This window comes from Paraburkholderia sp. PREW-6R (genome assembly GCF_039621805.1).
In the GTDB taxonomy this organism is placed as follows: domain Bacteria; phylum Pseudomonadota; class Gammaproteobacteria; order Burkholderiales; family Burkholderiaceae; genus Paraburkholderia.
In genome coordinates, this window is record NZ_CP155073.1 from 2,235,995 (window position 1) to 2,259,818 (window position 23,824).

Consider the following 23,824-nt stretch of genomic DNA (forward strand, 5'->3'; position numbering starts at 1 on the left):
CAATGGCACACGGCGAGCACAAGTACCGCGTCTCAGTTGAATGGACGGGTAACGAAGGAAGCGGCACATCGGGATACCGCGCATATAGCCGCAATCACATCATTCGCGCAGACGGCAAGCCGGAGATACCGGGGTCGTCGGATGCCGCATTTCTCGGCGACGCTGCGCGCTGGAATCCGGAAGATCTGCTGCTCGCGTCCGCGTCAGCGTGCCACAAGCTCTGGTATCTGCACCTGTGCGCGGAAGCGGGCATCGTGGTGGTCGCTTACGTCGACGACGCCGAAGGGACGATGCTCGACAGTCCGCAGAATGGACGCTTCACGGAGATCGTATTGCGGCCTCGAGTCGTGATTCGCGCCGGCGGGAATCGGGAGTTGGCGGTGCAACTGCATCACGCGGCTCATAAGAAATGCTATGTGGCGAATTCGGTAAATTTTCCGATTCGGTGTGAGCCGAAGGTGGAGGTTGGTTTGGGGTAGTGGTGAATCTGCACGCGTCAAGAGCATGCGCGGATAAGCAACCAACTGCGAGTAGCACGGCGACGGCTAGCTTCACGGCGCTCCAGTAGTCGAGCACAACCCCGCCGCCGCAGGCGTAAAGTTGACTGACGTCGTTATCAATGTCCATTCCACCGTCTGGGACTTCCCACTCGCTAGCGCTATCTATAAACGCGTCAACCCGACTGCAATGGTCTTCGGGCACTGACGCGGTATTCGATTCTCCGCCACGCTTCTAGTTACCGCGCGTAGGTGCAGCGCAACGACCTTCGTTTTGCGCGACATCAACGGGGATAGTCGTTGGGACACGCAGGCAGCATTCGCGGGCGCAAGGACGCCCAACGGACGAGGTCTCACCGCCACTGGGAGGCCAATAGGGCGAAGGCCTCCAGCTGATTCCGCGTTGCACGTGATCCAGGCGCAAAGCAAAGCGCAGATTGCCGACCTGTTGCGAAGATCCGTAAATGATCGGTAAGAAAACGTAAGGCATAATCACGGCATCTCAAAATTCACTGCGTCAAACAATGAAAAATCAGGCTCTTGAGGGTCTGCGGGGCGTTGCCGCCGTCATGGTGATTCTGTCTCATCTAACGCTTGCCTTCTGGCCGAATACCCAAGTCAACATCATCCATACCCCGCATGGCGCATGGCAGGACTGGGTATTTAACTCGCCGTTGACCGTCTTATTCAGCGGAAACTTTGCAGTCTGCATATTTTTCGTCATGAGTGGATACGTGTTGACGGCCAAGTTCTGGCAAACCGGCGATTCAAAAGCTATCGCCGATCTGTTTGGCCGCCGATACTTTCGCCTGATGCCGCCCGTGCTGCTCTCGATCCTCATTGGTTATGCGCTCCTTCTGGCCGGCGCAAATCTCGCACACGCACCGGGCGCGCCCGTATGGCTAAGCTGGGCCTACACCGCTCCAACGTCGATTACGCGCGCGCTCGACGACGGTCTATGGCGCGCGTTTCTGCTCGATGGAGCCGACTCCTATAACCCCGTTGTCTGGACGATGAAGTATGAGTTTCTGGGCTCACTGATAACTTTCGCATTCTGTCTGTTGGCCGCTCGGCTCCAGAGGCGAGCGCTCGTGTATATCGTCGCGGTTGTCGTCCTTACCACGTGCGTCAATGCCGGGGTCTATTACGCCTGTTTCATCGCTGGCATCTGGCTGGCAGACGGCAAACGGAAGCCGACCGGCGGCATGACCGCGTGTGTGACGTTGCTGCTGGCTCTGTGGCTCGGAGGCAGCACGCCTGGCTCTTACTCGCATAAGGTCTTCGAGTTCCTGACCATCACCGCGAACGGACAGATCACCGACTTCGTACACATAGGCAATGCGATTGCCAGCACCTTAACTGTATGGATCGTGCTGACCAACGCGTCAGTCGCGGCCTTCCTTTCGAGGTTCAAAGAACTCGGACGGCGCTCTTTCTCCCTCTATCTGATTCATCTGTCGGTGCTGGTCAGTGTCGGATTATGGATCTACGCCAGATTCGTGACGATGCATCTCGATACCTACGGACGCGTGGCGGCTGCGGCGGCCACTCTCCTGCTCTCATACATTCTCGCTGGCCTGTACGCGACGTGGGTCGATGGACGATCCATCGCGTTCTCACGCTTCGCCGCGGATTTCATCTTCTTGCCGCGACACCAGCGTGCCGCAGCGGCGACGAGTGCCAAACCGCGCGATGCCATGTCCGATCACTCAGAGGCGGCTTGAGAATCAGATGCGGTGATGGCAATCGCATTGTCGCCGGGGGGAGCATTTTTTTGTTCGTTCGCGAATTGGCTCACGTGGATCTTGGTGAGGCGTCTATAGCAGATGACCCGTGCCCACACAGGTACGCGCCTTTCGAACGCACGCGACGCGTTATGTGCACACCTTCTACATGCTTCTGTTCGAGCCTGGGAGTTTCGCGACACTATCAACGTTCTGCGGTCGTTGAGATGGCTCTTCAGGGGCCGCCCGTGCGGCATTCTCTTCAGCTGATGGAGAAAGGGACGTTGGAAGTCCCTAGTTTGATTCTCAAGTATGTGTTCAGGTGACCGCCCATAGAAAAAGCCGCAACACCTTACGGCGTGCGGCTTTGATCTTGGTCGGGGCGAGAGGATTTGAACCTCCGACCACCTGCACCCCATGCAGGTACGCTACCAGGCTGCGCTACGCCCCGAACAGCTAAAAATTATAACAGACACTTCATTCGAATAGAACTGCTCTGCGTGAACAAAGCGCTTGATGCCTCGATTAACTGCCCAGCAGATCAATCACGCCCTGCAGTTCATTGCGCAACTGATCGACGTCCACTGCTACAGTAGACGTCGACGCTGCGACCGCAACGCCCTCGCCCTCTTCGATTGCCGCAGCCGGCGCACCGTGCGCGCCGCCGCCATGAGAATCGAGCCGGTTACGCGCGCCGTTGATCGTAAAGCCCTGCTCGTACAGCAACTCGCGGATTCGCCGGATCAGCAGCACCTCGTGATGCTGATAGTACCGGCGATTGCCGCGCCGTTTGACCGGCCTCAACTGCGTGAACTCCTGCTCCCAGTAGCGCAACACATGCGGCTTCACACCGCATAGTTCGCTAACCTCACCAATCGTGAAGTAGCGCTTCGCCGGAATCGGAGGCAAGACGACTTTTTCGATCGTCGCTGTCATCGTCAGTTAGCCGTCGTGGTGGGTTGCGCAGGAACGCGCCAGTCGATCAGCGCGTGAAGCTCGCCTCGGCGCCATTCTCAACCAGCGCCTTCAGCTTTTGACTTGCATGGAACGTGACGACACGGCGCGCAGCAATCGGGATGGCTTCGCCCGTCTTCGGATTTCTGCCGGGACGCTGCGGCTTGTCGCGCAACTGGAAGTTGCCGAACCCCGACAGCTTCACACTGTCGCCGCTCTCAAGCGCATCGCGAATCACCTCGAAAAACGCTTCGACCATGTCCTTCGCTTCCCGCTTGTTGAGCCCGACATTGTCGAACAGCAACTCGGCAAGCTCCGCCTTGGTAAGCGTCGGCGTTTCAGTGGGAACGACGGCGGGTGATGTCGGAATGTCGCGGATCATGGCGCTACGTTGCGCCGTAAGAAGGGCTTCGAAATCACTCGAGTTCATTTCATTCATATCTATCAAATGGCGCGCCAAGCAGAAAACAATGGATGCGGAAACAGCCGTGCAATTGTTAAATGCGGGTTATCCGCGCAACCGTGCGCCATATACTCGAGCCAGACGTTCCACAAGAGTTTGAATAGCCAGATCGACCGTTTCATCCTGAAGGGTTCCGCCAGTATCTTGCAAGGTCACACGGAACGCAAGGCTTTTCTCGTGAGCGGCCAGGCCACCGGAAGTGTTTGATTTTGGACGGAATTCGTCAAAAAGTGCAACCCTCTGAACGGTCTTGCAGGCAGGCTCGGACTGAGCCTTGTGAAGCTCGTCCAGCAGCGCCTGAGCCTCGATTTTCTGATCGACGACAACCGCAATATCACGACGCACCGGCGGGAATCTGGACACATCCGACGGGATAGGCAATACGCGCTGCATTAATGCTTCTGCTTCGATTTCAAACAGAATCGGCGCGTGCGGTAAATCATATTTTTGCATCCAGCGCGGGTGCAATTCGCCAATCCAGCCGACTGCGCGTCCATTCAACTCGACACGCGCGCTGCGCCCCGGATGCAGCGCCGGATGTTCCGCCTTCACGAAGCGCGCGACCGCCGGTGCAAGCAACGCTTCCAGATCGCCCTTCACGTCGAAGTAATCGACCCCGCGCGTCGGTGCGCCCCACTGCTCGTCGAGCGCGGGACCGTAGGCGAGCGCACCGATCATCTTCGGCTGAGCGAAACCTTCGACAGTCAACTCACCGGCCTTGATCGACGGATCATGCAGGAACACGCGGCCCGCTTCGAACACACGGACGCGATCCGCCGCGCGGCGGTTCAGGTTCGTGCGCAAAACGTTGATCAGGCTGCCGAACAGCGTGGTACGCATGACGGACAGCTGGCTTGCAATGGGATTAAGCAGACGTACGGGCTTGTCGTTGCCGGCAAAGTCGCGTTCCCATTCGGCGTCGACGAAACTGAAATTGACCGTCTCCGCGTAGTCGCGCGCGGCGAGCGCGTGACGGATCATGTGGATCGAGCGCTGCGTTTCGTTGGTCGCGCGCATCTCGCTTGTCGCGACCGGCGGCCGCGCCGGAATTTTCTCGAAGCCGTAAATGCGTGCGACCTCTTCGATCAGGTCTTCTTCAATCTCGATATCGAAGCGGTAAGACGGCGGCGTAACCGAGAAGGTCTCGCCGTCGAGTTCGAACGCAAGGCCGAGGCGCTTGAAAATCTGCGCGATTTCGTCGGCGCCGATCTTGATACCGATGATGCGGTTCGCGCGCGACACGCGCATCTTCACCGGCTCGCGATGCGGAAGGTTGACGATCTGGTCGTCCACAGGACCGGCTTCGCCGCCGCAGATGTCGAGGATCAGTTGCGTGATGCGCTCGATGTGCTCGACCGTGGTCGCATAGTCGACGCCGCGTTCGAACCGATGACCTGCGTCCGTCGAAAAGTTGTATTTGCGCGAGCGGCCACGAATGCTGTCTGGCCACCAGAACGCGGCTTCCAGGTAGATGTTAGTGGTATCGAGCGTAACAGCCGTGCTGTCACCACCCATGATGCCCGCGAGACTTTCGATGTGCTGTTCGTCGGCGATCACGCCAACGGTTTCGTCCAGCTCGACGGTATTGCCGTTCAGCAGCTTGAGCGTCTCGCCCTTGCGAGCCCAGCGCACGTCCATGCCGCCGTGGATCTTGTCGAGATCGAACACATGCGACGGTCGGCCGAGTTCGAGCATCACATAGTTCGAGATGTCGACGAGCGCCGAGATGCTGCGCTGGCCGGAACGTTCGAGACGCTCGACCATCCACGCCGGCGACTTCGCGCGCGCATTCACGCCGCGAATCACGCGACCGGAAAAACGGCCGCACAGATCAGGGGCCGAGATGGTGACCGGCAGCGTCTCGCTGAGTTTGACTGGCGCGGGCTTGATCTCGAGCGGACGCAGCGGCGCGCCGGTGATTGCCGACGTTTCGCGCGCCACGCCGAACACGGACAGACAGTCGGCTTTGTTCGGCGTCAGCTTGACTTCGAAAACGGTGTCGTCCAGATTCAGCGCTTTGCGGATGTCCTCGCCGATCGGCGTATCTTCCGGCAGGATCATCAGCCCGCTATGATCTTCCGACAGCTTCAGCTCGCGTGCCGAGCACAACATGCCCTGGCTTTCCACGCCACGCAGCTTCGAAAGCTTGATCGCAAACGGCGCGCCGCCCTCTTCGGCCGGCGGCAATTGCGCGCCGACCAACGCCACGGGCACCTTGATGCCAGGCGCCACGTTCGGCGCACCGCACACAATGTTCAGCGTCGCGCCGGTGCCGGCGTCCACCTGACATACGTTGAGCTTGTCCGCGTCCGGGTGCTTGGCGACTTCCAGCACCTGACCGACGACGATCTTCGACGTCGGCGGCGCGGCCGGCCGCAGGTCTTCGACTTCGAGACCTGCCATCGTCAACGCGTGCGACAGTTCGTCGGTCGTCATTTGCGGATCGACGAAGGTTCTTAGCCAGGATTCCGGGAATTGCATGGTTCTGTGTACGTTCTGATCAGGTTAGGTCCACGTCCGGCAGGTGCTTTCGCGTGACTCGCCGCTCGTAGGACGACTCGGCAGGATACTGTCGGGGACGCTGTCGCGACACGCACTCCGTGCTGTGCCGCGCGCGATGCTTGCCGCGTTCGTACGCGCCGCTTCAAGCGAATTGACGCAGGAAACGCAGGTCGTTGTCGAAAAACAGACGCAAGTCCTGCACGCCATAACGCAACATGGTGAGACGTTCGAGACCGCTGCCGAACGCGAAACCAATGTAGCGCTCAGGGTCGAGGCCCATGTTGCGGATCACGGTAGGATGCACTTGCCCGGAGCCGGAAATCTCGAGCCACTTGCCTGCGTTCTTGCCCGTTTCGAACAGCATGTCGATCTCGGCCGACGGTTCGGTAAACGGAAAGTACGACGGACGGAAACGCACCTGAATGTCGTCGCGCTCGAAAAACTTCTTGAGGAAGTCGCTGTAGACGCCCTTCAGATCCGCAAAGCTGATGTTCTCGTCGATCCACAGGCCTTCGACCTGATTGAACATCGGCGAGTGAGTGGCGTCGCTGTCCACACGATACGTGCGGCCCGGCACGATCACCTTGATAGGCGGCTTGTTGGTGCGCGCGTAGCGCACCTGCATCGGGCTCGTATGCGTGCGCAGCAGCAGCTGACGACCGTCGGCGTCTTTGCCGTCGACGTAAAAAGTGTCTTGCATTGAACGCGCCGGATGATTTTCCGGGCTGTTCAGCGAGGTGAAGTTGTACCAGTCGGTTTCAATCTCGGGACCGTCGGCCACATCGAATCCGATCGTACGGAAGATCTGCTCCACGCGCTCCCACGTGTGCATGACCGGATGCAGGCTCCCGGTGCCGGTGCCACGGCCGGGCAACGTCACGTCGATCGCTTCAGCCGCGAGCCGCTGGTTCAGCAACGCGTCGGCCAGCGCCTGACGACGGGCCGTCAATGCGGCTTCCACCTGTTGCTTGACGAGGTTGATCCGTGCGCCTTCGGTCTTGCGCGCCTCGGGATCGAGCTTGCCGAGGCCTTTCAGCAGCTCGGTCAGCGCACCCGATTTACCAAGAAAGCGGGCTTTCTCGTTCTCGAGGGTGGTGACGTCGGTGGCTTCTGCGAAGGCTTTTTGCGCGTCGGCGACAATCTGGTCCAGATCCATTGATCCCATCATTTCAACGTCAGTGTTCAATCGAAGCAAAAGGGTTCTACCAACAAAAACGGGGCTCGGTGAGGAGCCCCGTTTTTGCTGCAGCGTCACCGAGACAACCGGATGTTCGCTGCAACGAACCACGCAGTGTTAATTGCCAGAAGCGCAATCAGGCTGCAACGGCGGCTTTCACCTGCTGAACGATCGCAGCAAAAGCAGCCTTGTCGAACACAGCCATGTCGGCCAGCACCTTGCGGTCGAGTTCGATCGAAGCCTTCTTCAGGCCGTTGATGAACACGCTGTACGTCATGTCGTGCTGACGCACCGCCGCGTTGATACGCGTGATCCACAATGCACGGAACACACGCTTCTTGTTGCGGCGATCGCGATAGGCGTATTGGCCTGCGCGCATGACCGCCTGCTTGGCGATGCGATAGACGTTATTGCGACGGCCGCGGTAACCCTTGGCCAGCTTGATGATCTTCTTGTGACGGGCCCGTGCGGTAACCCCACGTTTTACTCGAGGCATGTTTCGCTCCTATGAGTGTCGGTTAAGGGTTAAGCGAACGGCAGCATTGCGCGTACGGAGTTCAGATCGGAATCATGAACTGCCGTCGAACCGCGCAGATGGCGTTTGTTCTTGGTGGTTTTCTTCGTCAGAATGTGGCGCTTGAAGGCTTGACCGCGCTTGACGGTACCGCCTGGACGCACCACGAAGCGCTTTGCAGCACTCTTCTTGGTCTTCATCTTCGGCATGACAACTCCATTATTTGATGGATATGGGTGTGCGGTCGGCCTGTTGGCCACTACCCGCCCTTCGAAACCCACTCCACTTGGTATGCAGACTGCTAATACGATCGGCAGCCGCTTTTCGGAAAGCGACGCGCATTATACAGGCGACGCTCCGAAACCTGCTGGCGCAACACCGGCGACCCGGCACCGCCCCTTCAATCTTCGGCAACTGGAGCGCGCGCCACACGGCGCGCCGCTGCTCCAGCTGTTACTTCTTTTTCTTCGGCGCGAGCACCATGATCATCTGGCGCCCTTCCATTTTCGGCATTTGCTCCACCTGACCGACTTCGTCGAGGTCCGTGCGCAGGCGCTCGAGCATGCGCATACCGATTTCCTGGTGAGCCATCTCGCGGCCGCGGAAACGCAACGTGATTTTCGTCTTGTCGCCGTCTTCGAGGAAGCGGACGAGGTTGCGCAGCTTGACGTTGTAGTCGCCGTCGTCAGTGCCCGGCCGGAATTTGACTTCCTTGACCTGGATGACCTTCTGCTTGAGCTTGGCCTCGTGCTGCTTCTTCGCTTCCTGGTACTTGAACTTGCCGTAATCCATCAGTCGGCAAACCGGCGGGACCGCCTGGGGAGCGATTTCGACCAGATCCACGTCTTGCTGTTCCGACATTCGGAACGCATCAGCGAGTTTCACGATGCCGAGCGGTTCATTCTCGACGCCGACCAGACGCACCTCGGGTGCAGTAATTTCACCGTTGATGCGGTGCGCAGACTTATCAGTAGCGATGTTACGTTTCCTCTAAAAATTAAAAGAAGCCGGCTGCCAGGTGGCTTAATTGAACGACTGCACGTCTTCGCGCAGACGTTCAACGAAGGTGTCGAGCGGCATAACGCCCAGATCGACACCACCACGGGCACGCACGGCTACCGTTTTGGCTTCACGCTCTTTGTCGCCGACCACAAGCAGATACGGCACCTTTTCCAGCGTGTGCTCACGTATTTTATAGCTAATCTTCTCGTTGCGCAAATCGGCCTCTACTCTAACCCCTTGTTTTTGCAACGATTGGGCTAAAGACTGAGCGTATTCGGACTGACTTTCGGCGATATTCATCACCACAACCTGCATCGGCGCGAGCCACGCAGGCATTGCACCGGCGTGGTGCTCGATCAGAATGCCGAGAAAGCGCTCCATTGATCCGACGATTGCCCGGTGCAGCATGATCGGCCGGCGGCGGCTGTTGTCCTCTGCGACGTACTCCGCGCCGAGCCGCTCCGGCAACACCATATCGAGCTGCAACGTGCCGCATTGCCACGAGCGGCCAAGCGCGTCCTTGATGTGGTATTCGACCTTCGGACCGTAGAACGCGCCTTCGCCAGGCAGCTCTTCCCACGTCACGCCGCACGCCGTCAACGCTTCGCGCAGCCCCTGCTCCGCACGATCCCACGTCTCGTCCGTACCGGCGCGCGCATCCGGGCGCAACGACAACTTGATATCGACATTCTCGAAGCCGAAGTCCTTGTACACGCTCATGGCCAGCGTGTTGAATGCGATCGACTCGCTGATAAACTGGTCTTCCGTGCAGAAAATATGCGCGTCGTCCTGTACGAAACCGCGCACGCGCATCAGACCGTGCAGCGCGCCAGACGACTCGTTACGGTGGCACGAGCCGAACTCCGCGTAACGCAGCGGCAGGTCGCGATACGAGCGCAAACCGTGATTGAACACCTGCACGTGCCCCGGGCAGTTCATCGGCTTGATCGCGTAGTCGCGCTTTTCCGACTCCGTCGTGAACATGTTTTCACGATAGTTCTGCCAATGGCCCGACGCTTCCCAGAGCGACCGGTCCATGATCATCGGGGTCTTGATTTCGAGGTATCCCGCATCGTTCACGCGACGGCGCATGTACTGCTCGACCTGCTGCCACAACGTCCAGCCGCGCGGATGCCAGAACACCATGCCCGGCGACTCGTCCTGCATGTGGAACAGGTCGAGCTGCTTGCCGAGCTTGCGGTGGTCGCGCTTCTCCGCTTCCTCGAGCATGTGCAGATACGCTTCCTGATCTTCTTTCTTCGTCCAGGCCGTGCCGTAGATGCGCTGCAACTGTTCGTTCTTCGAGTCGCCGCGCCAATAAGCGCCCGCAACCTTCATCAGCTTGAAGACCTTCAGCTTGCCCGTGGACGGCACGTGCGGACCACGACACAGATCCGTGAAGCCGCCGTGCGAATAGAGCTTGATTTCGTCGGTGGACGGAATCGATTCGATGATCTCGGCCTTGTACTTCTCGCCAATGCTCTTGAAGTAGTCTACCGCTTCGTCGCGCGACACCACACGACGCGACACCGGCTCGTCTTTCTTCGCAAGTTCCTGCATGCGCTTTTCGATCTTCTCGAGATCTTCCGGCGTGAAGGGACGGTTGTACGCGAAGTCGTAGTAAAAGCCGTTATCGATCACCGGGCCGATCGTGACCTGCGCTTCCGGATACAGATCCTTCACCGCGTACGCGAGCAAGTGCGCTGCGGAGTGACGAATGATATCGAGACCGTCGGCGTCTTTCTCGGTGACGATAGCGAGTGCCACGTCGTGATCGATCAACGCGGACGTATCCACCAGTTCGCCGTCGATCTTGCCGCCGAGCGCGGCCTTGGCGAGGCCCGGGCCGATGGAAGCCGCCACTTCAGCGACGGTCACCGGATGCTCGTACTGTCGAACAGAACCGTCAGGCAGACGTATCGAAACCATTGCGTTCTCCGTGGAGCCGACCCGCGGTGGCACGCGCGGCGGCAAGTTCAACCAGATCAAAAACCAAAAAAAATGCGGCCCCGCTTTCGAGGGGCCGCATTCACATATCTTGCAAACTACAGTGGCGAAAGTGGTCCTCGACTAGCGTCGCTCCGAAGTGATTTCGGTCAACGTTCGCGGTGTCATAACCGTATTCGCCTTTTGCGCCAAAGGCGCTTACTGCGGTTTGCGAAACCCCGGCAGAACCAGGATTTCATTTTCGTTGGTAGGCTCGATTGGACTCGAACCAACGACCCCCACCATGTCAAGGTGGTGCTCTAACCAGCTGAGCTACGAGCCTAGAGAAACGAGATTATATGGAGCAGCGCACCGCTTGGCAAGTACTTTTATGAACCGACTTCAAAACCCCATGCTCACGTCAAACCACCGACGCGGCATCACGACTACATCCAATAACATAGGCGCGATACAGCGACACGTGTCGAAGCACCTCAACTCTTTCGCAATGCTTTTACGACACCCGTGACCTCGCCGAGCAAAGTGCACGCACGCTGAATCTGCGCCGCGCTCGACACCTCCACGGTGAACTGCATGAACGCCGCATTGCGACGCGTCTGCGTTTTCACGCCGATCACGTTCATCTTCTCGCGCGCAAACACCTCCGAGATATCGCGCAACAGTCCTTGCCGATCCGTGGCCTCGATGGAAAGATCGACCGGATACACGGACTGGCCGCGCCCGCTCATCACGTCCGCCGACCACGCCGTTTGCAACACGCGCTCAGGCGAACGGTCGGCCATGCGCACGAACGTCGGACAGTCGCTGCGATGAATCGACATGCCCTTGCCACGCGTAACGAAGCCGCAGATATCGTCAGGTGGCGCGGGCCGGCAGCAGCGTGCCAGTTGAGTGAGCAATGCATCCACGCCGACCACGAGCACCCCGGTGGATGCGCCGCGCGCCACGCTCGCGCCACTGCTGCGCTTCTCGAACTGCTCGGGCGCTTCGACCACGGGCTCGGGCGGCGGCGCATCATGCAGTGCCTGTTCGACGAGTCGCAAGCTGAATTCTTCCTTGCCGACCACCGAGAACAGATCGTCCGTTGTCTTGAAACCCAGCTTCGCAGCCAGCTGATCGAGGTTGACCGACGTCTTGCCCTCCCGTTGCAAGGTCTTTTCAACCATCGCACGGCCGCTTGCAATGTGCTCCTGCACTTCCACCGCGTTAAACCACGCGCGCACCTTCTGACGCCCACGTGAGCTCTGCAGATAGCCGAGTTGCGGGTTCAACCAGTCGCGCGAGGGGCCGCCCTCTTTCACTGCGACGATTTCGACCGTCTGCCCGTTCTGCAGTGGCGTGTTGAGCGGCACCATCGCGCCGTCCACGCGTGCGCCGCGGCAGCGATGCCCCAGTTCACTATGCAGGTGATAGGCGAAATCCACCGGGGTCGCGCCATGTGGCAACGGAATCACGCGGGCCTGCGGGGTCAGCACGTAGATGTGGTCGTCGTCGAGCGTGGCCTGGCGAAGCTGTTCCCACGGCTGCGCGGCGCGTTTCTCGCCGTGCTCGCCCTCCGAGACTTCGTCCTTCCAGGCAAGCAGTTGACGCAGCCACGCAATCTTCTCGTCGTACTTCTCGTTCGCGCTGAATTGCCCACCGTAGCCGCGCGTGCCCGCTTCCTTGTAGCGCCAGTGCGCAGCCACACCATACTCGGCGAACCGATGCATCTCCTGCGTGCGGATCTGGACTTCGAACGCGCGGCCGTCGTCGCCGATGACGACCGTATGCAGCGACTTATAACCATTCGGCTTGGGACGCGAAATGTAGTCGTCGAACTCTTTCGGCACCGGCTGCCACAGGTTGTGCACGATGCCGAGCACGGTATAGCAATCCTTGATGTCCGGCACGATCACACGAAACGCCCGTACGTCGTACAACTCGGCGAAGTCGAGCTCCTTGCCGTTCATCTTGCGCCAGATGCTATAGATATGCTTCGGACGTCCGCTCACCTCGGCGCGAATATTCGCCGCGGCCAGTTCCTGTTGCAGCCGCGCGATCGCTTTCGCCACGTAGCTTTCACGCTCTACGCGCTTCTCGTCGAGCAGCTTCGCAATACGCTTGTAGGTGACGGGCTCTTCGAAGCGGAGCGCAAGGTCTTCGAGTTCCCACTTCAGTTGCCAGATGCCGAGACGATTCGCGAGCGGCGCGTAAATATCCAGCGTTTCACGCGCCACGTCCGGCGACGGCGTAATTTTCGCCGCCGCGTAATACCGCAGCGATTGCAGCCGCGATGCCAGCCGGATCAACACCACGCGAATATCCTGGGCAAACGCCAGCAACATCTTGCGCAGCGCTTCCACCTGCGCGCGGCGCGCGGCCTGGGCGTCGCGCCCGGCTTCCGGAATCGCGTTTTGCGCGGCGCGCAGGCTCACCGTGCCGAGGCGCAGCAGCTTGCGCACGTCGCCGACGAGTTGCGCGACCTCTTCGCCGAAGTTGTCGGCGATCACGCGTTCAGGGTCTTGCAGATGCGGCGTCAGCGCGAACAGCGCCGCCGCGAGCACCGCCGCAGGATCGACGTTCAGCGTGCGCATGATCGATGCCGTGCCCGCCGCGTGATCCGCCAGCAACTCGCCCGACGACAGCCGCACCTCGCCCGCATGCTCGCGCACGAACGCCATCGCTTCGTCAAAGGATGGGAGGGGATGCGGCGTGCTCGAAACGATTTCGGTATTCATGGTGCGACGGCCGAGCGGGCCAGACGGATCAACGGAATCTCAACGACGATTCTGCAACGAATGCAAACGGCGGTCTCAGTCGCGCTGCGCTGCGACCACGACCACTTCGACCAGGCACTTCGGGTTCGCAAGCTTCGCTTCGACAGTAGCGCGCGGCGGCGTTGCCCCTTGAGCAACCCACTCGTCCCACACCGCATTCATGACGTCGAAATGCGCGAGGTCAGCGATATAGATCTGCACGGACAGCAGGTGCGACTTGTCGCTGTTCACTTCAGCGAGCAGCCGGTCGATGTGGCCGAGCACTTCGCGCATCTGGCCGGCAATGTCCTGATCCGTTTCTTCGGCGATCTGGCCCGCGAGATACACGGTGCCGTTGTGCACGGCCGTTTCCGAGAGGCGCTTGCCGACATGATGACGAATGACTGCCATGAAGAATCCTGAGTGAATTGAAAGTTAATCGAAGAAGCATTTGCATGGCGCCCTCCCAGCAACATGGAGCGAATCGCCGCGCCGAACTGCACATTATGACGCCTCGGGCGCCGCTCCAATGAAGAACTGCGTCGCGATCCGGATCTGATCTGGCGACAGAAAAGCGGGCGCGTGCCCGACACCCGCAATTTCAACGCTCGAAACGGCGTGGCCGGTCTCCACCATTTTCGCAACGGTTTCGCGCGACAGCAGATCTGACTGCTCGCCGCGCACCACCAGGACCGGACCCTGAAACGACGCGAGCGAATGCCACAGCGCCGCCTCGCCAAGCTTCGCCGCTTCTTCGCTAACGGCACCAAAAGGTTGGGCGATTCGTGGGTCGTAGCGAAACACCCATTCGCCTCCTTCTTCACGCAAAAGCGGTGTGTTGATCTCGCGCCATTCTTCGCCCGTGAGCGGCCCGAAGGTCCGTGCAAGGAAGGCCGCGTAGTCGATACCCTGACGCAGCGATTCAAAACGCACCGGCTTGCCGAGGTAGTCCCCGATACGCTGCACCGCGCCCGGCTCCAGATGCGGGCCGACGTCGTTCAACAGCAGCTTGCGGATCGGCGTTTCCGGCAGACCGGCCAGACCGAGCCCGATCAGGCCGCCCATCGACGTGCCGAACCAGTCCACCGTTTCCACATTCAGACGCGCGATCAGCGTGACCATGTCCGACACGTACTGCGGCACCGTGTATAAGTTGGGGTTCGCGAGCCACGATGACAAGCCCCGCCCGACCACGTCCGGGCACACCACGCGATAGGTGCCGGCAAATTGCGCGGCGAGACGGTCGAAGTCGCGCCCCGAGCGCGTCAGCCCGTGCACACACAGCAGCACACGGGGATTGGCCGGATCGCCCCATTCGGTGTATGCGACGCGGTGCAGACCCGCCGCGCTTGCACACTGCACGTAACGCTGACGCGGCGCCGACTGGGCGGCCGCAGAAGAGGACGTGGCGGACATGCCGGACGTTGAGGTCATCTGGGTTCCTTGCGAAAAGCGCTGCGGATTCGGCGTAGGCGCCGCAAGTTCAGCGGGCATCCAATCTTCGAACGATTGTAAACCGCTTTGCCGCGCGACAAGGATAGGCCAGATGGCATAGGACAGATCCAAGGCCGACCGAGCGGCGACGACAAGCCACGACAACTTCGACCGTACGCACCGTTGAATGAAAAACGGGCGAGACTTACGCCTCGCCCGTTCGTGCTACCCGTACCTGACCACCCAGCCGCGCACTGCCGCGCTCCCGCCTCAAGCCGCGTGCTGCGCGGCGGACGCTACACGGAGCACCAGACGCGCAATACCCGACCTGAGACTGACTCGGCGTTACACCATCGAATCAACTCACCGCGCTCACGTCGAGCGGCGCGCCGGTCTTCGCCTTGATTTCTTCCACTGTCACGCCCGGTGCGAGCTCGGTCAGCTTGAGCCCGTCTTCCGTGACCTCGATCACGCCGAGATCGGTGATGATCTGATCGACCACCGCCACGCCCGTCAGCGGCAGCGTGCATTCTTCGAGAATCTTGTGCTGGTCGCCCTTGGCGACGTGCTCCATCAGCACGACCACGCGCTTGACGCCTGCCACGAGGTCCATCGCGCCGCCCATGCCCTTGATCATCTTGCCCGGAATCATCCAGTTCGCCAGATCGCCCTTCTTGCTGATCTGCATCGCACCGAGGATCGCCAGGTTGATGTGGCCGCCACGAATCATCGCAAACGAGTCCGCCGACGAGAAAATCGACGAGCCCGGCAACGTGGTCACGGTCTGCTTCCCGGCGTTGATCAGGTCGGCATCCACTTCCTCTTCGGTCGGCGACGGGCCGATGCCGAGCAGGCCGTTTTCCGACTGCAGCCACACTTCGACGCCCGGCGGCACATGGTTCGCGACCAGCGTCGGCAAGCCGATACCGAGGTTCACGTAAAAGCCGTCCTGCAGTTCCCTGGCCGCGCGCGCGGCCATTTCGTCACGAGTCCATGCCATGATCAGTCTCCTTTCGCGCGGACGATGCGTTGTTCGATGCGTTTTTCCGGATTGGCATTGAGCACGATGCGCTGCACGAAAATGCCCGGCGTGTGGATCGCGTCCGGATCGAGTTCGCCTACTTCCACGATTTCCTCGACTTCCGCGACAGTGATCTTGCCCGCCATCGCGCACATGGGATTGAAGTTGCGCGCGGTGCGGCGGTAGATCAGGTTGCCTGACTTGTCGGCCTTCCATGCCTTGACGAGCGCGACGTCTGCCGTCAGCGAATGTTCGAGCACGTAATGGTTGTCGCCGAACTGGCGCGTTTCCTTGCCTTCTGCGATCAGCGTGCCGTAACCCGTGTTGGTGAAGAATGCCGGAATGCCCGAGCCGCCCGCGCGCAGCTTTTCGGCGAGCGTGCCTTGCGGCGTGAATTCCAGTTCGAGTTCGCCGGCCAGATACTGGCGCTCGAACTCCTTGTTCTCGCCCACATACGACGAAATCATCTTCCTGACCTGACGCGTCTCGAGCAGGAGGCCGAGGCCGAACCCGTCGACGCCCGCATTGTTGCTGATACAGGTGATGCCCTGCACCTTCGAATCGCGCAGCGCCGCGATCAGCGCCTCCGGAATGCCGCACAATCCGAAGCCGCCGACGGCGAAGGTCTGCCCGTCCTTGACGATGTCTTTCAGCGCTTCGGCGGCGCCTGGATAGACTTTGTTCATCAGTATGTCCCTTCCTTGATGGAAACCCGAAACCGGGGCGCCGGCTGCCCAGAACAGGGCTGCCGGAATATTGCGGCTGTCATGACGTTTGCGGGCATAGCCCGACACGCCATTCTAGTCATCGACAGGCGGCCGTGCGTTCAGTTGCACTGGATAGCGCGGGTCCGCGCCAGGAGCCGCCGTCGACGAACGCCGCGTTCTCATGTGCCCGAAAGGGTACGCTGCGGGCGCCATACGGCACAATACGCAAAAATACATAAGTACTTGCCGCCACCCCATGCCCGCACTGGATTACCAAACCGCTTTTCATCTTGCGCCGATCGGACTCGTGCTGTCGCGCGAGCGCTTTATCGAAGATTGCAATGACGAGCTGGCGGCAATTTTCGGCTGCCGTCGCGAGGCGCTGCTCGGGCAGTCGTTCCAGGTGCTGTATCCGTCTGAGGATGAGTTCGAGCGGATCGGCGCCCGTATTCCGCCGATCATGACCGCTCAGGGCAGTTACGCGGACGACCGCATCATGAAGCGCGCCAACGGCGAACTGTTCTGGTGCCACGTGACCGGCCGCGCACAGCAGCGCGCCGACCCGCACGCGGCGGGGGTATGGACTTTCGAGGACCTGAGCGCGACGCGCCGCGTGGCGGTCGAATTGACACCGCGCGAGCGGGAAATCGCCGCGCAACTCGTGACTGGGAAAACCAGCAAGCAGATTGGGCGCGCGCTGGACATCAGTCCGCGCACGGTCGACGTCTACCGCGCGCGGCTCATGCGCAAATACGAGACGGGCAATGCCACTGAGCTGTTACAGCGTCTGCTCGGGCATTAAGAAAGGCTTTTGCCGTCAGGCAGCCTTGACGAGCGCGGCGCGTTCGATCGTGTCGCGCAGCACATCCGGCACGGGCACCGACTTGCCCGCCGCGTAATCGATCCATACGCAGCGCGCCGCGCCTCGTGCATAGACGGTGTGCGGATCATCGGCGCGCACGAGCTCGAAACCGGTGTCGAAACTGCTGCGGCCCGGCGTGGCGACCGTCATCCGGCCGATCACGTCGCCGGGATAATGCAGCTGCTTGAGAAATTCCATCGACGCATTCACGATCACCGGCCCCTGCCCGTTAGCGTCGCCGCCGCTCAGCCCGAGCTGTTCGAACCAGGAAATGCGCACCTGCTCCATATAACGGAAATAGACCGTGTTGTTCACATGGCCGAATGCGTCCATGTCGCCCCAACGGATCGGCATCGACATCTCAAACACTGCGTGGAAATCGCTCATCGTACTTCTTTAACGAAAAAACCCGGTTGACGCCGGCACGAGGCCCGGCAAAATTGAACTGCAAGATTAGCGCGGACCTTTCTCTCGCAGAAAGGCCTGCGCGCGTAATACTGTTTCTTCGCGGATGCACAAATTAGCAGCGTACGGAAAACGCCCACGCCCGGCGACGCGTCCGGCGCGCAGGCGCCGTGTGCTCACGCAAGCCCGAAACCGTCGTCTGCCGCAATCACCGAACCGTTGATGAACTGCGACTCGTCCGCTGCCAGCAGCAACAGCAGGCCGTCCAGATCTTCCGGCTTGCCCACGCGATGACGCGGCAGCAGCGACACGAGTTTTTGCCCCTGCTCGGTAGACCAGTGATGATGGTTGATCTCGGTGTCGATATAGCCCGGGCAGATCGCATTCACGTTGATGCCATGCTTGCCCCACTCGAGCGCCATGGCCTTCGTCATATGAACGACCGCCGCCTTGCTCATCGAGTACAGGCCGATTTGCGGCAACACGCGCAAACCCGCCATGGACGCAATATTGATGATCCGGTACGACGGTTTATGCGCACCGTTGCCGCGCATGATCATGCGCTTGGCCACTTCCTGCGCGACGAAGAAAGCGCCGCGCGTGTTAGTGTCGAAGACATATTCGAAGTCGGCCGGCGTGACTTCGGAGAGCTTTTGCGTGGTCGATACGCCCGAGTTGTTCACGAGAATGTCGATCGTGCCCGCCTCTGTCTCGGCATGCGCGACGGCCGACTTGATGCTCTGATAATCGGTCACGTCGAGCGAAACCACGTGCGCCGCGCCGCCGGACGCCTCGATCTCGGCGCGCAACTCCTTCAGGCGCTCGGTGCGGCGGCTCGCCAGCACGACCTTCGCGCCCGCCTGCGACAATACCTGTGCAAAGCGCTTTCCCAACCCGCTAGAAGCGCCGGTAATCAGCGCGACCTTGCCTTCCAGATTGATCGAACGGCCCATTGTCGTTCCTTGTTCGGTTGTATTGACTGATGCGGTTGATAGATACGGTAAGACCGTCGGTGCCGATCGACACCGTATCATATAAATAGAACGATCGTGCTAAAGTCTGTTGACCTGGTTGCAGTGCGGGAATGCATCGCCCACAATACGAACCCGAAAAAGCATTCTAACGGTAAGAGGAGCATCAATGACCCCCGCAAGCCTCATTGAGCAATACGGACCACGCGAGTCGATGGAATACGACGTCGTGATCGTCGGCGGAGGCCCGGCTGGCCTGTCCGCGGCGATCCGCCTGAAGCAGCTGGCGGCTGAAAAGGGCGTCGAGATCGGTGTGTGCGTACTGGAAAAGGGCTCGGAGGTCGGGGCGCATATCCTGTCGGGCGCGGTGATGGACCCGCGCGCGATCACAGAACTGATTCCGGACTGGAAGGAAAAAGGCGCGCCGCTCACGGTGGACGTGACCGAAGACAGATTCCTGTTCCTCACCGAAACCGGTTCGAAGAGCGTGCCCACCTGGGCGCTGCCGGATAACTTCAAAAACCACGGCAACTACGTGGTGAGCCTCGCGAACGTCACGCGCTGGCTGGGTCAGCAGGCCGAAGCGCTGGGCGTGGAAATCTTCCCGGGCTTCCCCGCCGCTGAAATTCTGTACAACGACGATGGTTCGGTCAAAGGCGTCGCGACCGGCAATCTCGGCATCGGCAAGGACGGTCAGCCGACCGAAAACTTCCAGCTCGGCATGGAGCTGCACGCGAAATACACACTCTTCTGCGAAGGCGCGCGCGGGCATCTGGGTCGTCAACTGAACGATAAATTCAGGCTGCGCGAAGGCGTCGATCCGCAGGTGTATGGAATCGGCATCAAGGAATTGTGGGAAATCGATCCGGCAAAACACAAGCCGGGTCTGGTCATGCACACAGCCGGCTGGCCGCTCGAAAACGACACGTACGGCGGCTCGTTTCTCTATCACATGGACAACAACCAGGTGGTGGTGGGCTTCGTCGTGGGCCTCGGCTATTCGAATCCGTACCTGTCGCCGTTCGAAGAATTCCAGCGCTACAAGACGCACCCGGCAATCCGAGCGGTGCTCGAAGGCGGCAAGCGCGTGTCATATGGCGCGCGCGCGATCACCGCAGGCGGGTTGATGTCGCTGCCGAAGCTGGTGTTTCCGGGCGGTGCGCTGGTGGGCGACGACGCGGGATTCCTGAACGCATCGCGGATCAAGGGCTCGCACGCGGCGATCAAGACCGGCATGCTGGCCGCAGACGCGGCGTTCGAAGCCGTGCAGGCAGGTCGCACGAGCGACGAACTCACCGCGTATCCGGAGTCGTTCAAGACCTCGTGGCTGCACACCGAGCTGTATCGGGCGCGCAATTTCAAGCAGTGGATGAGCAAGGGCCTGTACCTCGGCACGCTGATGGTCGGCATCGAGCAGAAGCTGCTGGGCGGCAACGTGCCGTGGACGCTGCACCACCAGCACTGGGATCACGAGATGCTCAAACCGGCTTCGCAGTGCAAGCCGATCGTGTATCCGAAGCCGGATGGCAAGCTCACGTTCGACCGCTTGTCCTCGGTGTTCATTTCGAACACGAATCACGAGGAAAATCAGCCGGCTCATTTGACGCTGAAAGATCCGTCGGTGCCGGTGAACGTGAACTGGCAGACGTATGCGGGTCCGGAATCGCGTTACTGCCCGGCGCAGGTGTACGAGTTCGTGAAGAACGACGACGGCAGCGAACGCCTCGTGATCAACGCGCAGAATTGCGTGCACTGCAAGACGTGCGATATCAAGGACCCGACGCAGAACATCGTATGGGTAACGCCAGAAGGTGGCGGCGGCCCGAACTATCCGAATATGTGACGCGATGCGTCGTGTTACGTGCGCGGTCCCTCGACGAGCGTGCCGCGCACGCCGTTCGCGGCACGCGGCGGCGCTTCCTAGCGGCCTGCCAGCATCACGATTGTCTCCCTCACTTTCGCGATAACCGGCGCCCAGTCGGCGATGCGCGGTTGGCGAATCAGCTCGATCGAATCGTACCAGGCCGTGGCCGGCGATTCATCGCCCCAGAACCACGCCGACACGTGATCAATCATCAGACACGTCCGCACGCCAAGCGCGCCGGCCAGATGCGCAGGGCCGCTGTCGATGGTAACGACCAGATCGAGATTTGCGAGCAACGCGGCGACATCGTCGAATCCTGACTGGAAGTGAGCGGTCAGATCGATTACGTTGAACCCTCGCGCGCGCCACTGCGCGACCGTTTCACCCCGTCCCGGCGACAGCGCGAAAAAACTCACGCCCGGCACATCCAGCAGCGCCTCCAGTTGCTCGACAGGAACCGAGCGCCGCACGTCGCGGATATGGTCCGGGTTGCCATTCCAGACGAGCCCGATCTTCTTGCCTCGCGCACGGATTTCGTTACGCGCATGCATGTCGATTCGTTCGCGCCACGTCTCTACCAGTGCGGGCTCGGCGCTCAGATAAGCGCGGCCCCAGCCGGTCGCGTCGACAATCCCGAGTCGCAGCGGAAGGCTCATCAGCCCGCAATGAAAATCGGGACGCGTTTCAAGACTCGTTTCGAGCGCAAGATCGTGCGGCAACGATCGCTCGAATAAATGCCGCAGCGGTCCGTCGTGGCCAAAAATCACGCGACCGCCTTCGCGCCGCGCGCGCTCTGCCAGCAGCGGCAAGAACCGCACTGCCCACAGGCAGTCGCCATTGCCCTGCTCACCATAGACGACCAGCGTCTTGCCCGCGAGCGATTCGCCCTGCCAATACGGACTGATCGCGGCGAGCGCCTGCTGCGCATTGTTCAGGTCGCCGGCAAAAGCGACGCGGGCTTCGTAATGCATCCAGCCTTGCGCATAGCGACCCGAGCGGATTTCCAGCTCGGAAAGGTCGAACAGGGCGTGAGCATTGTCTGGCGACGCCGCCAGCACCCGGCGCAGCAGCGCCTCGGCCTCGTCAAAATGGGCCTGTTCCTTCACGCATAGCGCAAGCTTGTGCAGCACGACCGGATGATCCGGGACGACGCGAAGCGCTTCGCGCAACAAACGCTGAGCGGTCACGAAATCGTTGCGATGTTGCACCGCGGCCGCGCGCCAGACGAGCGCGTTGGCATCGGCAGGATTGTTCGACAACAGCCGTCCGGTGGCGGTGTTGACGAGTGCCCAGTCGCGCAGCGTAAAAGCCGTTTGAGCGATGACGGACAGCAGCGTGGCGTCGCACGAACGGTTGAGCCGCCACGCGCGCACCAGCACGGCAAGCGCGTCGCGTTGCAGCGCTTTGTCACGCCCAGCCTGATCGAGAAGCCGTCGACCGGCAGCGAGACACTCCGCGGCGGTTGCGTCGGATGAGTTTGCGCGGTCAAGCAGGGCCGCGAGTTCGTTGCGGGCGGGTCCGGGATCGGGATTGGGATCGGGATCAGGATCGGGATCAGGATCGGGATCGGGATCGGGATCAGGATCGGGATCGGGATCGGGATCGGGATCGGGGTTGGAGTTGGAGTTGGGACCGTTCATTCAGACGCTCCAGTGCGCGTCGCGAAGGCGCGAGCACGCGCGAAGACAGACATACGCGCAGAACGCACGAGCAAGCGCAAACGCCGCCCTGGAAGCGGCGAGCGCACTCGCTAATGCAGGCGGCCCGATCAGCGCAAGCACTACGTTGACGGGGAACTGGAAATGGAAATGGCGCCGAACCGACGCCATCCACACTCATGCCTGATTGTCTTCGATGACGCTCATCAGACGAGTCCGAAAAGTCGCGGACGCGCTGGCGAAACGTCTTTAAGGCGCGCTAGCCGCGATCTTCGGCGTGCTGACTGCCACATCGCCGCATTGCGCGCGATGCCGCAGCGCATGATCGATGAGCACGAGCGCAAGCATGGATTCAGCGATCGGCGTGGCGCGAATGCCGACACACGGATCGTGCCGCCCGAACGTTTCGACGACGACCTCCTGCCCCGCCTTGTCGATGGAACGACGCGGCGTGCGAATGCTCGACGTTGGTTTGATCGCGATCGACACGGTAATGTCCTGCCCGGTCGAAATACCGCCAAGCACGCCGCCGGCGTGATTGCCGACGAAGCCTTCCGGCGTCAGTTCATCGCCGTGCACAGAGCCGCGTTGCGCGACGCTCGCAAAGCCCGCGCCGATTTCCACGCCCTTTACCGCGTTGATGCCCATCATTGCATGCGCAATGTCCGCGTCCAGGCGGTCGAAGAGCGGCTCACCGAGACCCACCGGCACGCCCGAGGCCACCACGTTGATGCGCGCGCCGATCGAATCGCCGTCTTTGCGCAGCGCGTCCATATAGGTTTCGAGTTGCGGCACGATCTCGGCGTTCGGCACGAAGAACGGGTTTTCGCGCACGTGCGCCCAATCGACGAAAGGCACGTTGATCTCGCCGAGCGCCGCCATGTAGCCACGAATCTCGGTGCCGAACTTCTCGCGCAGCCATTTCTTCGCGACCGCGCCTGCCGCCACCGTGGGCGCAGTCAGGCGCGCCGATGAACGGCCGCCGCCGCGATAGTCGCGAATGCCGTATTTTTGCCAGTAGGTGTAATCGGCGTGGCCGGGGCGGAACGTGTCGGCGATATTGCCGTAGTCCTTGCTGCGCTGATCGGTATTGCGAATCAGCAGCGCGATCGGCGCACCGGTAGTCTGCCCTTCGAACACGCCGGACAGTATCTCGACCTTGTCCTCTTCCTGGCGCTGCGTGACGTGGCGCGACGTGCCAGGCTTGCGCCGGTCGAGTTCCAGCTGGATGTCCGCTTCGACAAGCGCCATGCCCGGCGGGCAACCGTCGATCACGCAGCCGATGGCGGGGCCGTGTGATTCGCCGAAGGTCGTGACAGTGAAGAGCGTACCGAGGGTGTTGCCGGACATGGGCGTCGTCCAAAGGAATGCGGGGAAAGCGCTATTA

21 protein-coding genes and 2 tRNA genes are annotated in these 23,824 nt (G+C 60.8%); 4 read left to right on the forward strand and 19 right to left on the reverse strand.

Going from position 1 to position 23,824, the window contains the following annotated elements; all coding sequences use genetic code 11:
- Positions 1 to 2 precede the first annotated feature (2 nt).
- Positions 3 to 479 (forward strand): OsmC family protein, encoded by a 477-nt coding sequence (locus AAGS40_RS09625; RefSeq protein ID WP_345811046.1) that lies wholly within the window; start codon positions 3 to 5, stop codon positions 477 to 479.
- A gap of 542 nt (positions 480 to 1,021) precedes the next feature.
- Positions 1,022 to 2,221: an acyltransferase gene (locus tag AAGS40_RS09630; protein ID WP_345811047.1), complete on the forward strand. Its 1,200-nt coding sequence runs from the start codon at positions 1,022 to 1,024 to the stop codon at positions 2,219 to 2,221.
- 374 nt (positions 2,222 to 2,595) lie between these two features.
- Here AAGS40_RS09630 and AAGS40_RS09635 read toward each other — a convergent pair.
- The 15 genes from AAGS40_RS09635 to AAGS40_RS09705 all read right to left on the reverse strand — a co-directional run bounded on the left by AAGS40_RS09635 (position 2,596) and on the right by AAGS40_RS09705 (position 16,656).
- A tRNA-Pro gene (locus AAGS40_RS09635) sits at positions 2,596 to 2,672 on the reverse strand.
- Between the two features lie 74 nt (positions 2,673 to 2,746).
- Complete coding sequence (locus AAGS40_RS09640) at positions 2,747 to 3,157, reverse strand: MerR family transcriptional regulator (protein WP_345811048.1); 411 nt, start codon at positions 3,155 to 3,157, stop codon at positions 2,747 to 2,749.
- Positions 3,158 to 3,203: 46 nt separating this feature from the next.
- Positions 3,204 to 3,614, reverse strand: a complete 411-nt coding sequence (locus AAGS40_RS09645; protein ID WP_345814350.1) for an integration host factor subunit alpha — start codon at positions 3,612 to 3,614, stop codon at positions 3,204 to 3,206.
- Between the two features lie 69 nt (positions 3,615 to 3,683).
- Positions 3,684 to 6,119 carry a phenylalanine--tRNA ligase subunit beta gene (gene pheT / locus AAGS40_RS09650; protein ID WP_345811049.1) on the reverse strand — a complete coding sequence of 812 codons (2,436 nt, stop codon included), beginning with the start codon at positions 6,117 to 6,119 and terminating at the stop codon, positions 3,684 to 3,686.
- A 163-nt stretch (positions 6,120 to 6,282) separates the two neighbouring features.
- Positions 6,283 to 7,296: a phenylalanine--tRNA ligase subunit alpha gene (gene pheS, locus AAGS40_RS09655; protein WP_345811050.1), complete on the reverse strand. Its 1,014-nt coding sequence runs from the start codon at positions 7,294 to 7,296 to the stop codon at positions 6,283 to 6,285.
- 157 nt (positions 7,297 to 7,453) lie between these two features.
- Positions 7,454 to 7,813, reverse strand: a complete 360-nt coding sequence (rplT, locus tag AAGS40_RS09660) for a 50S ribosomal protein L20 (protein WP_006052502.1) — start codon at positions 7,811 to 7,813, stop codon at positions 7,454 to 7,456.
- Positions 7,814 to 7,842: 29 nt separating this feature from the next.
- Positions 7,843 to 8,040, reverse strand: a complete 198-nt coding sequence (gene rpmI / locus AAGS40_RS09665; protein WP_006052501.1) for a 50S ribosomal protein L35 — start codon at positions 8,038 to 8,040, stop codon at positions 7,843 to 7,845.
- Between the two features lie 244 nt (positions 8,041 to 8,284).
- On the reverse strand, positions 8,285 to 8,809 hold the full coding sequence (infC, locus tag AAGS40_RS09670) for a translation initiation factor IF-3 (protein ID WP_075643713.1): 525 nt from the start codon (positions 8,807 to 8,809) through the stop codon (positions 8,285 to 8,287).
- A gap of 45 nt (positions 8,810 to 8,854) precedes the next feature.
- Complete coding sequence (gene thrS, locus AAGS40_RS09675; protein WP_345811051.1) at positions 8,855 to 10,762, reverse strand: threonine--tRNA ligase; 1,908 nt, start codon at positions 10,760 to 10,762, stop codon at positions 8,855 to 8,857.
- A 263-nt stretch (positions 10,763 to 11,025) separates the two neighbouring features.
- Positions 11,026 to 11,102 (reverse strand) — tRNA-Val (locus AAGS40_RS09680).
- Between the two features lie 151 nt (positions 11,103 to 11,253).
- Positions 11,254 to 13,497: a bifunctional (p)ppGpp synthetase/guanosine-3',5'-bis(diphosphate) 3'-pyrophosphohydrolase gene (locus tag AAGS40_RS09685; RefSeq protein ID WP_345811052.1), complete on the reverse strand. Its 2,244-nt coding sequence runs from the start codon at positions 13,495 to 13,497 to the stop codon at positions 11,254 to 11,256.
- A 75-nt stretch (positions 13,498 to 13,572) separates the two neighbouring features.
- Entirely contained in the window at positions 13,573 to 13,926 is a 354-nt protein-coding gene (locus AAGS40_RS09690) for a RidA family protein (protein WP_345811053.1), read from the reverse strand.
- A gap of 93 nt (positions 13,927 to 14,019) precedes the next feature.
- The gene (locus AAGS40_RS09695) at positions 14,020 to 14,949 is read right to left on the reverse strand and encodes an alpha/beta hydrolase (protein WP_345811054.1); all 930 of its coding nucleotides are present in this window, start codon (positions 14,947 to 14,949) and stop codon (positions 14,020 to 14,022) included.
- Between the two features lie 358 nt (positions 14,950 to 15,307).
- Positions 15,308 to 15,949, reverse strand: a complete 642-nt coding sequence (locus AAGS40_RS09700) for a CoA transferase subunit B (protein ID WP_345811055.1) — start codon at positions 15,947 to 15,949, stop codon at positions 15,308 to 15,310.
- 2 nt (positions 15,950 to 15,951) lie between these two features.
- On the reverse strand, positions 15,952 to 16,656 hold the full coding sequence (locus tag AAGS40_RS09705) for a CoA transferase subunit A (protein ID WP_345811056.1): 705 nt from the start codon (positions 16,654 to 16,656) through the stop codon (positions 15,952 to 15,954).
- A 277-nt stretch (positions 16,657 to 16,933) separates the two neighbouring features.
- Here AAGS40_RS09705 and AAGS40_RS09710 point away from each other — a divergent pair, with 277 nt between their 5' ends.
- The gene (locus AAGS40_RS09710; protein WP_345811057.1) at positions 16,934 to 17,479 is read left to right on the forward strand and encodes a LuxR C-terminal-related transcriptional regulator; all 546 of its coding nucleotides are present in this window, start codon (positions 16,934 to 16,936) and stop codon (positions 17,477 to 17,479) included.
- Positions 17,480 to 17,494: 15 nt separating this feature from the next.
- On the opposite strand, the gene AAGS40_RS09715 is transcribed toward AAGS40_RS09710, so the two are convergent.
- Positions 17,495 to 17,926 carry a thioesterase family protein gene (locus AAGS40_RS09715; protein WP_345811058.1) on the reverse strand — a complete coding sequence of 144 codons (432 nt, stop codon included), beginning with the start codon at positions 17,924 to 17,926 and terminating at the stop codon, positions 17,495 to 17,497.
- Positions 17,927 to 18,120: 194 nt separating this feature from the next.
- Positions 18,121 to 18,897 (reverse strand): SDR family oxidoreductase, encoded by a 777-nt coding sequence (locus AAGS40_RS09720; protein ID WP_345811059.1) that lies wholly within the window; start codon positions 18,895 to 18,897, stop codon positions 18,121 to 18,123.
- 187 nt (positions 18,898 to 19,084) lie between these two features.
- Between AAGS40_RS09720 and AAGS40_RS09725 the strand changes: the two genes are divergently transcribed.
- Positions 19,085 to 20,758: an electron transfer flavoprotein-ubiquinone oxidoreductase gene (locus AAGS40_RS09725; protein WP_345811060.1), complete on the forward strand. Its 1,674-nt coding sequence runs from the start codon at positions 19,085 to 19,087 to the stop codon at positions 20,756 to 20,758.
- A gap of 77 nt (positions 20,759 to 20,835) precedes the next feature.
- Here the strand turns inward: AAGS40_RS09725 and AAGS40_RS09730 are convergent, their stop codons facing one another.
- Both AAGS40_RS09730 and aroC read right to left on the reverse strand, forming a co-directional pair.
- A complete protein-coding gene (locus AAGS40_RS09730) occupies positions 20,836 to 22,419 on the reverse strand; it encodes a tetratricopeptide repeat protein (protein WP_345811061.1) in 1,584 nt (527 codons plus the stop codon).
- Between the two features lie 267 nt (positions 22,420 to 22,686).
- Entirely contained in the window at positions 22,687 to 23,787 is a 1,101-nt protein-coding gene (gene aroC / locus AAGS40_RS09735) for a chorismate synthase (RefSeq protein WP_345811062.1), read from the reverse strand.
- Positions 23,788 to 23,824 lie beyond the last annotated feature (37 nt).

Bases quoted from the DNA above. Each gene is read 5' to 3' on its own strand.
- AAGS40_RS09725 (WP_345811060.1), top strand. From the start codon at position 19,085: ATGACCCCCGCAAGCCTCATTGAGCAATACGGACCACGCGAGTCGATG.
- rplT (WP_006052502.1), bottom strand. From the start codon at position 7,813: ATGCCTCGAGTAAAACGTGGGGTTACCGCACGGGCCCGTCACAAGAAG.
- AAGS40_RS09625 (WP_345811046.1), top strand. From the start codon at position 3: ATGGCACACGGCGAGCACAAGTACCGCGTCTCAGTTGAATGGACGGGT.
- pheS (WP_345811050.1), bottom strand. From the start codon at position 7,296: ATGGATCTGGACCAGATTGTCGCCGACGCGCAAAAAGCCTTCGCAGAA.
- AAGS40_RS09640 (WP_345811048.1), bottom strand. From the start codon at position 3,157: ATGACAGCGACGATCGAAAAAGTCGTCTTGCCTCCGATTCCGGCGAAG.
- AAGS40_RS09685 (WP_345811052.1), bottom strand. From the start codon at position 13,497: ATGAATACCGAAATCGTTTCGAGCACGCCGCATCCCCTCCCATCCTTT.
- AAGS40_RS09730 (WP_345811061.1), bottom strand. From the start codon at position 22,419: ATGAACGGTCCCAACTCCAACTCCAACCCCGATCCCGATCCCGATCCC.
- AAGS40_RS09695 (WP_345811054.1), bottom strand. From the start codon at position 14,949: ATGACCTCAACGTCCGGCATGTCCGCCACGTCCTCTTCTGCGGCCGCC.
- thrS (WP_345811051.1), bottom strand. From the start codon at position 10,762: ATGGTTTCGATACGTCTGCCTGACGGTTCTGTTCGACAGTACGAGCAT.
- AAGS40_RS09690 (WP_345811053.1), bottom strand. From the start codon at position 13,926: ATGGCAGTCATTCGTCATCATGTCGGCAAGCGCCTCTCGGAAACGGCC.
- AAGS40_RS09645 (WP_345814350.1), bottom strand. From the start codon at position 3,614: ATGAATGAAATGAACTCGAGTGATTTCGAAGCCCTTCTTACGGCGCAA.
- pheT (WP_345811049.1), bottom strand. From the start codon at position 6,119: ATGCAATTCCCGGAATCCTGGCTAAGAACCTTCGTCGATCCGCAAATG.
- AAGS40_RS09705 (WP_345811056.1), bottom strand. From the start codon at position 16,656: ATGAACAAAGTCTATCCAGGCGCCGCCGAAGCGCTGAAAGACATCGTC.
- AAGS40_RS09710 (WP_345811057.1), top strand. From the start codon at position 16,934: ATGCCCGCACTGGATTACCAAACCGCTTTTCATCTTGCGCCGATCGGA.
- AAGS40_RS09630 (WP_345811047.1), top strand. From the start codon at position 1,022: ATGAAAAATCAGGCTCTTGAGGGTCTGCGGGGCGTTGCCGCCGTCATG.
- AAGS40_RS09700 (WP_345811055.1), bottom strand. From the start codon at position 15,949: ATGGCATGGACTCGTGACGAAATGGCCGCGCGCGCGGCCAGGGAACTG.
- rpmI (WP_006052501.1), bottom strand. From the start codon at position 8,040: ATGCCGAAGATGAAGACCAAGAAGAGTGCTGCAAAGCGCTTCGTGGTG.
- AAGS40_RS09720 (WP_345811059.1), bottom strand. From the start codon at position 18,897: ATGGGCCGTTCGATCAATCTGGAAGGCAAGGTCGCGCTGATTACCGGC.
- aroC (WP_345811062.1), bottom strand. From the start codon at position 23,787: ATGTCCGGCAACACCCTCGGTACGCTCTTCACTGTCACGACCTTCGGC.
- AAGS40_RS09715 (WP_345811058.1), bottom strand. From the start codon at position 17,926: ATGAGCGATTTCCACGCAGTGTTTGAGATGTCGATGCCGATCCGTTGG.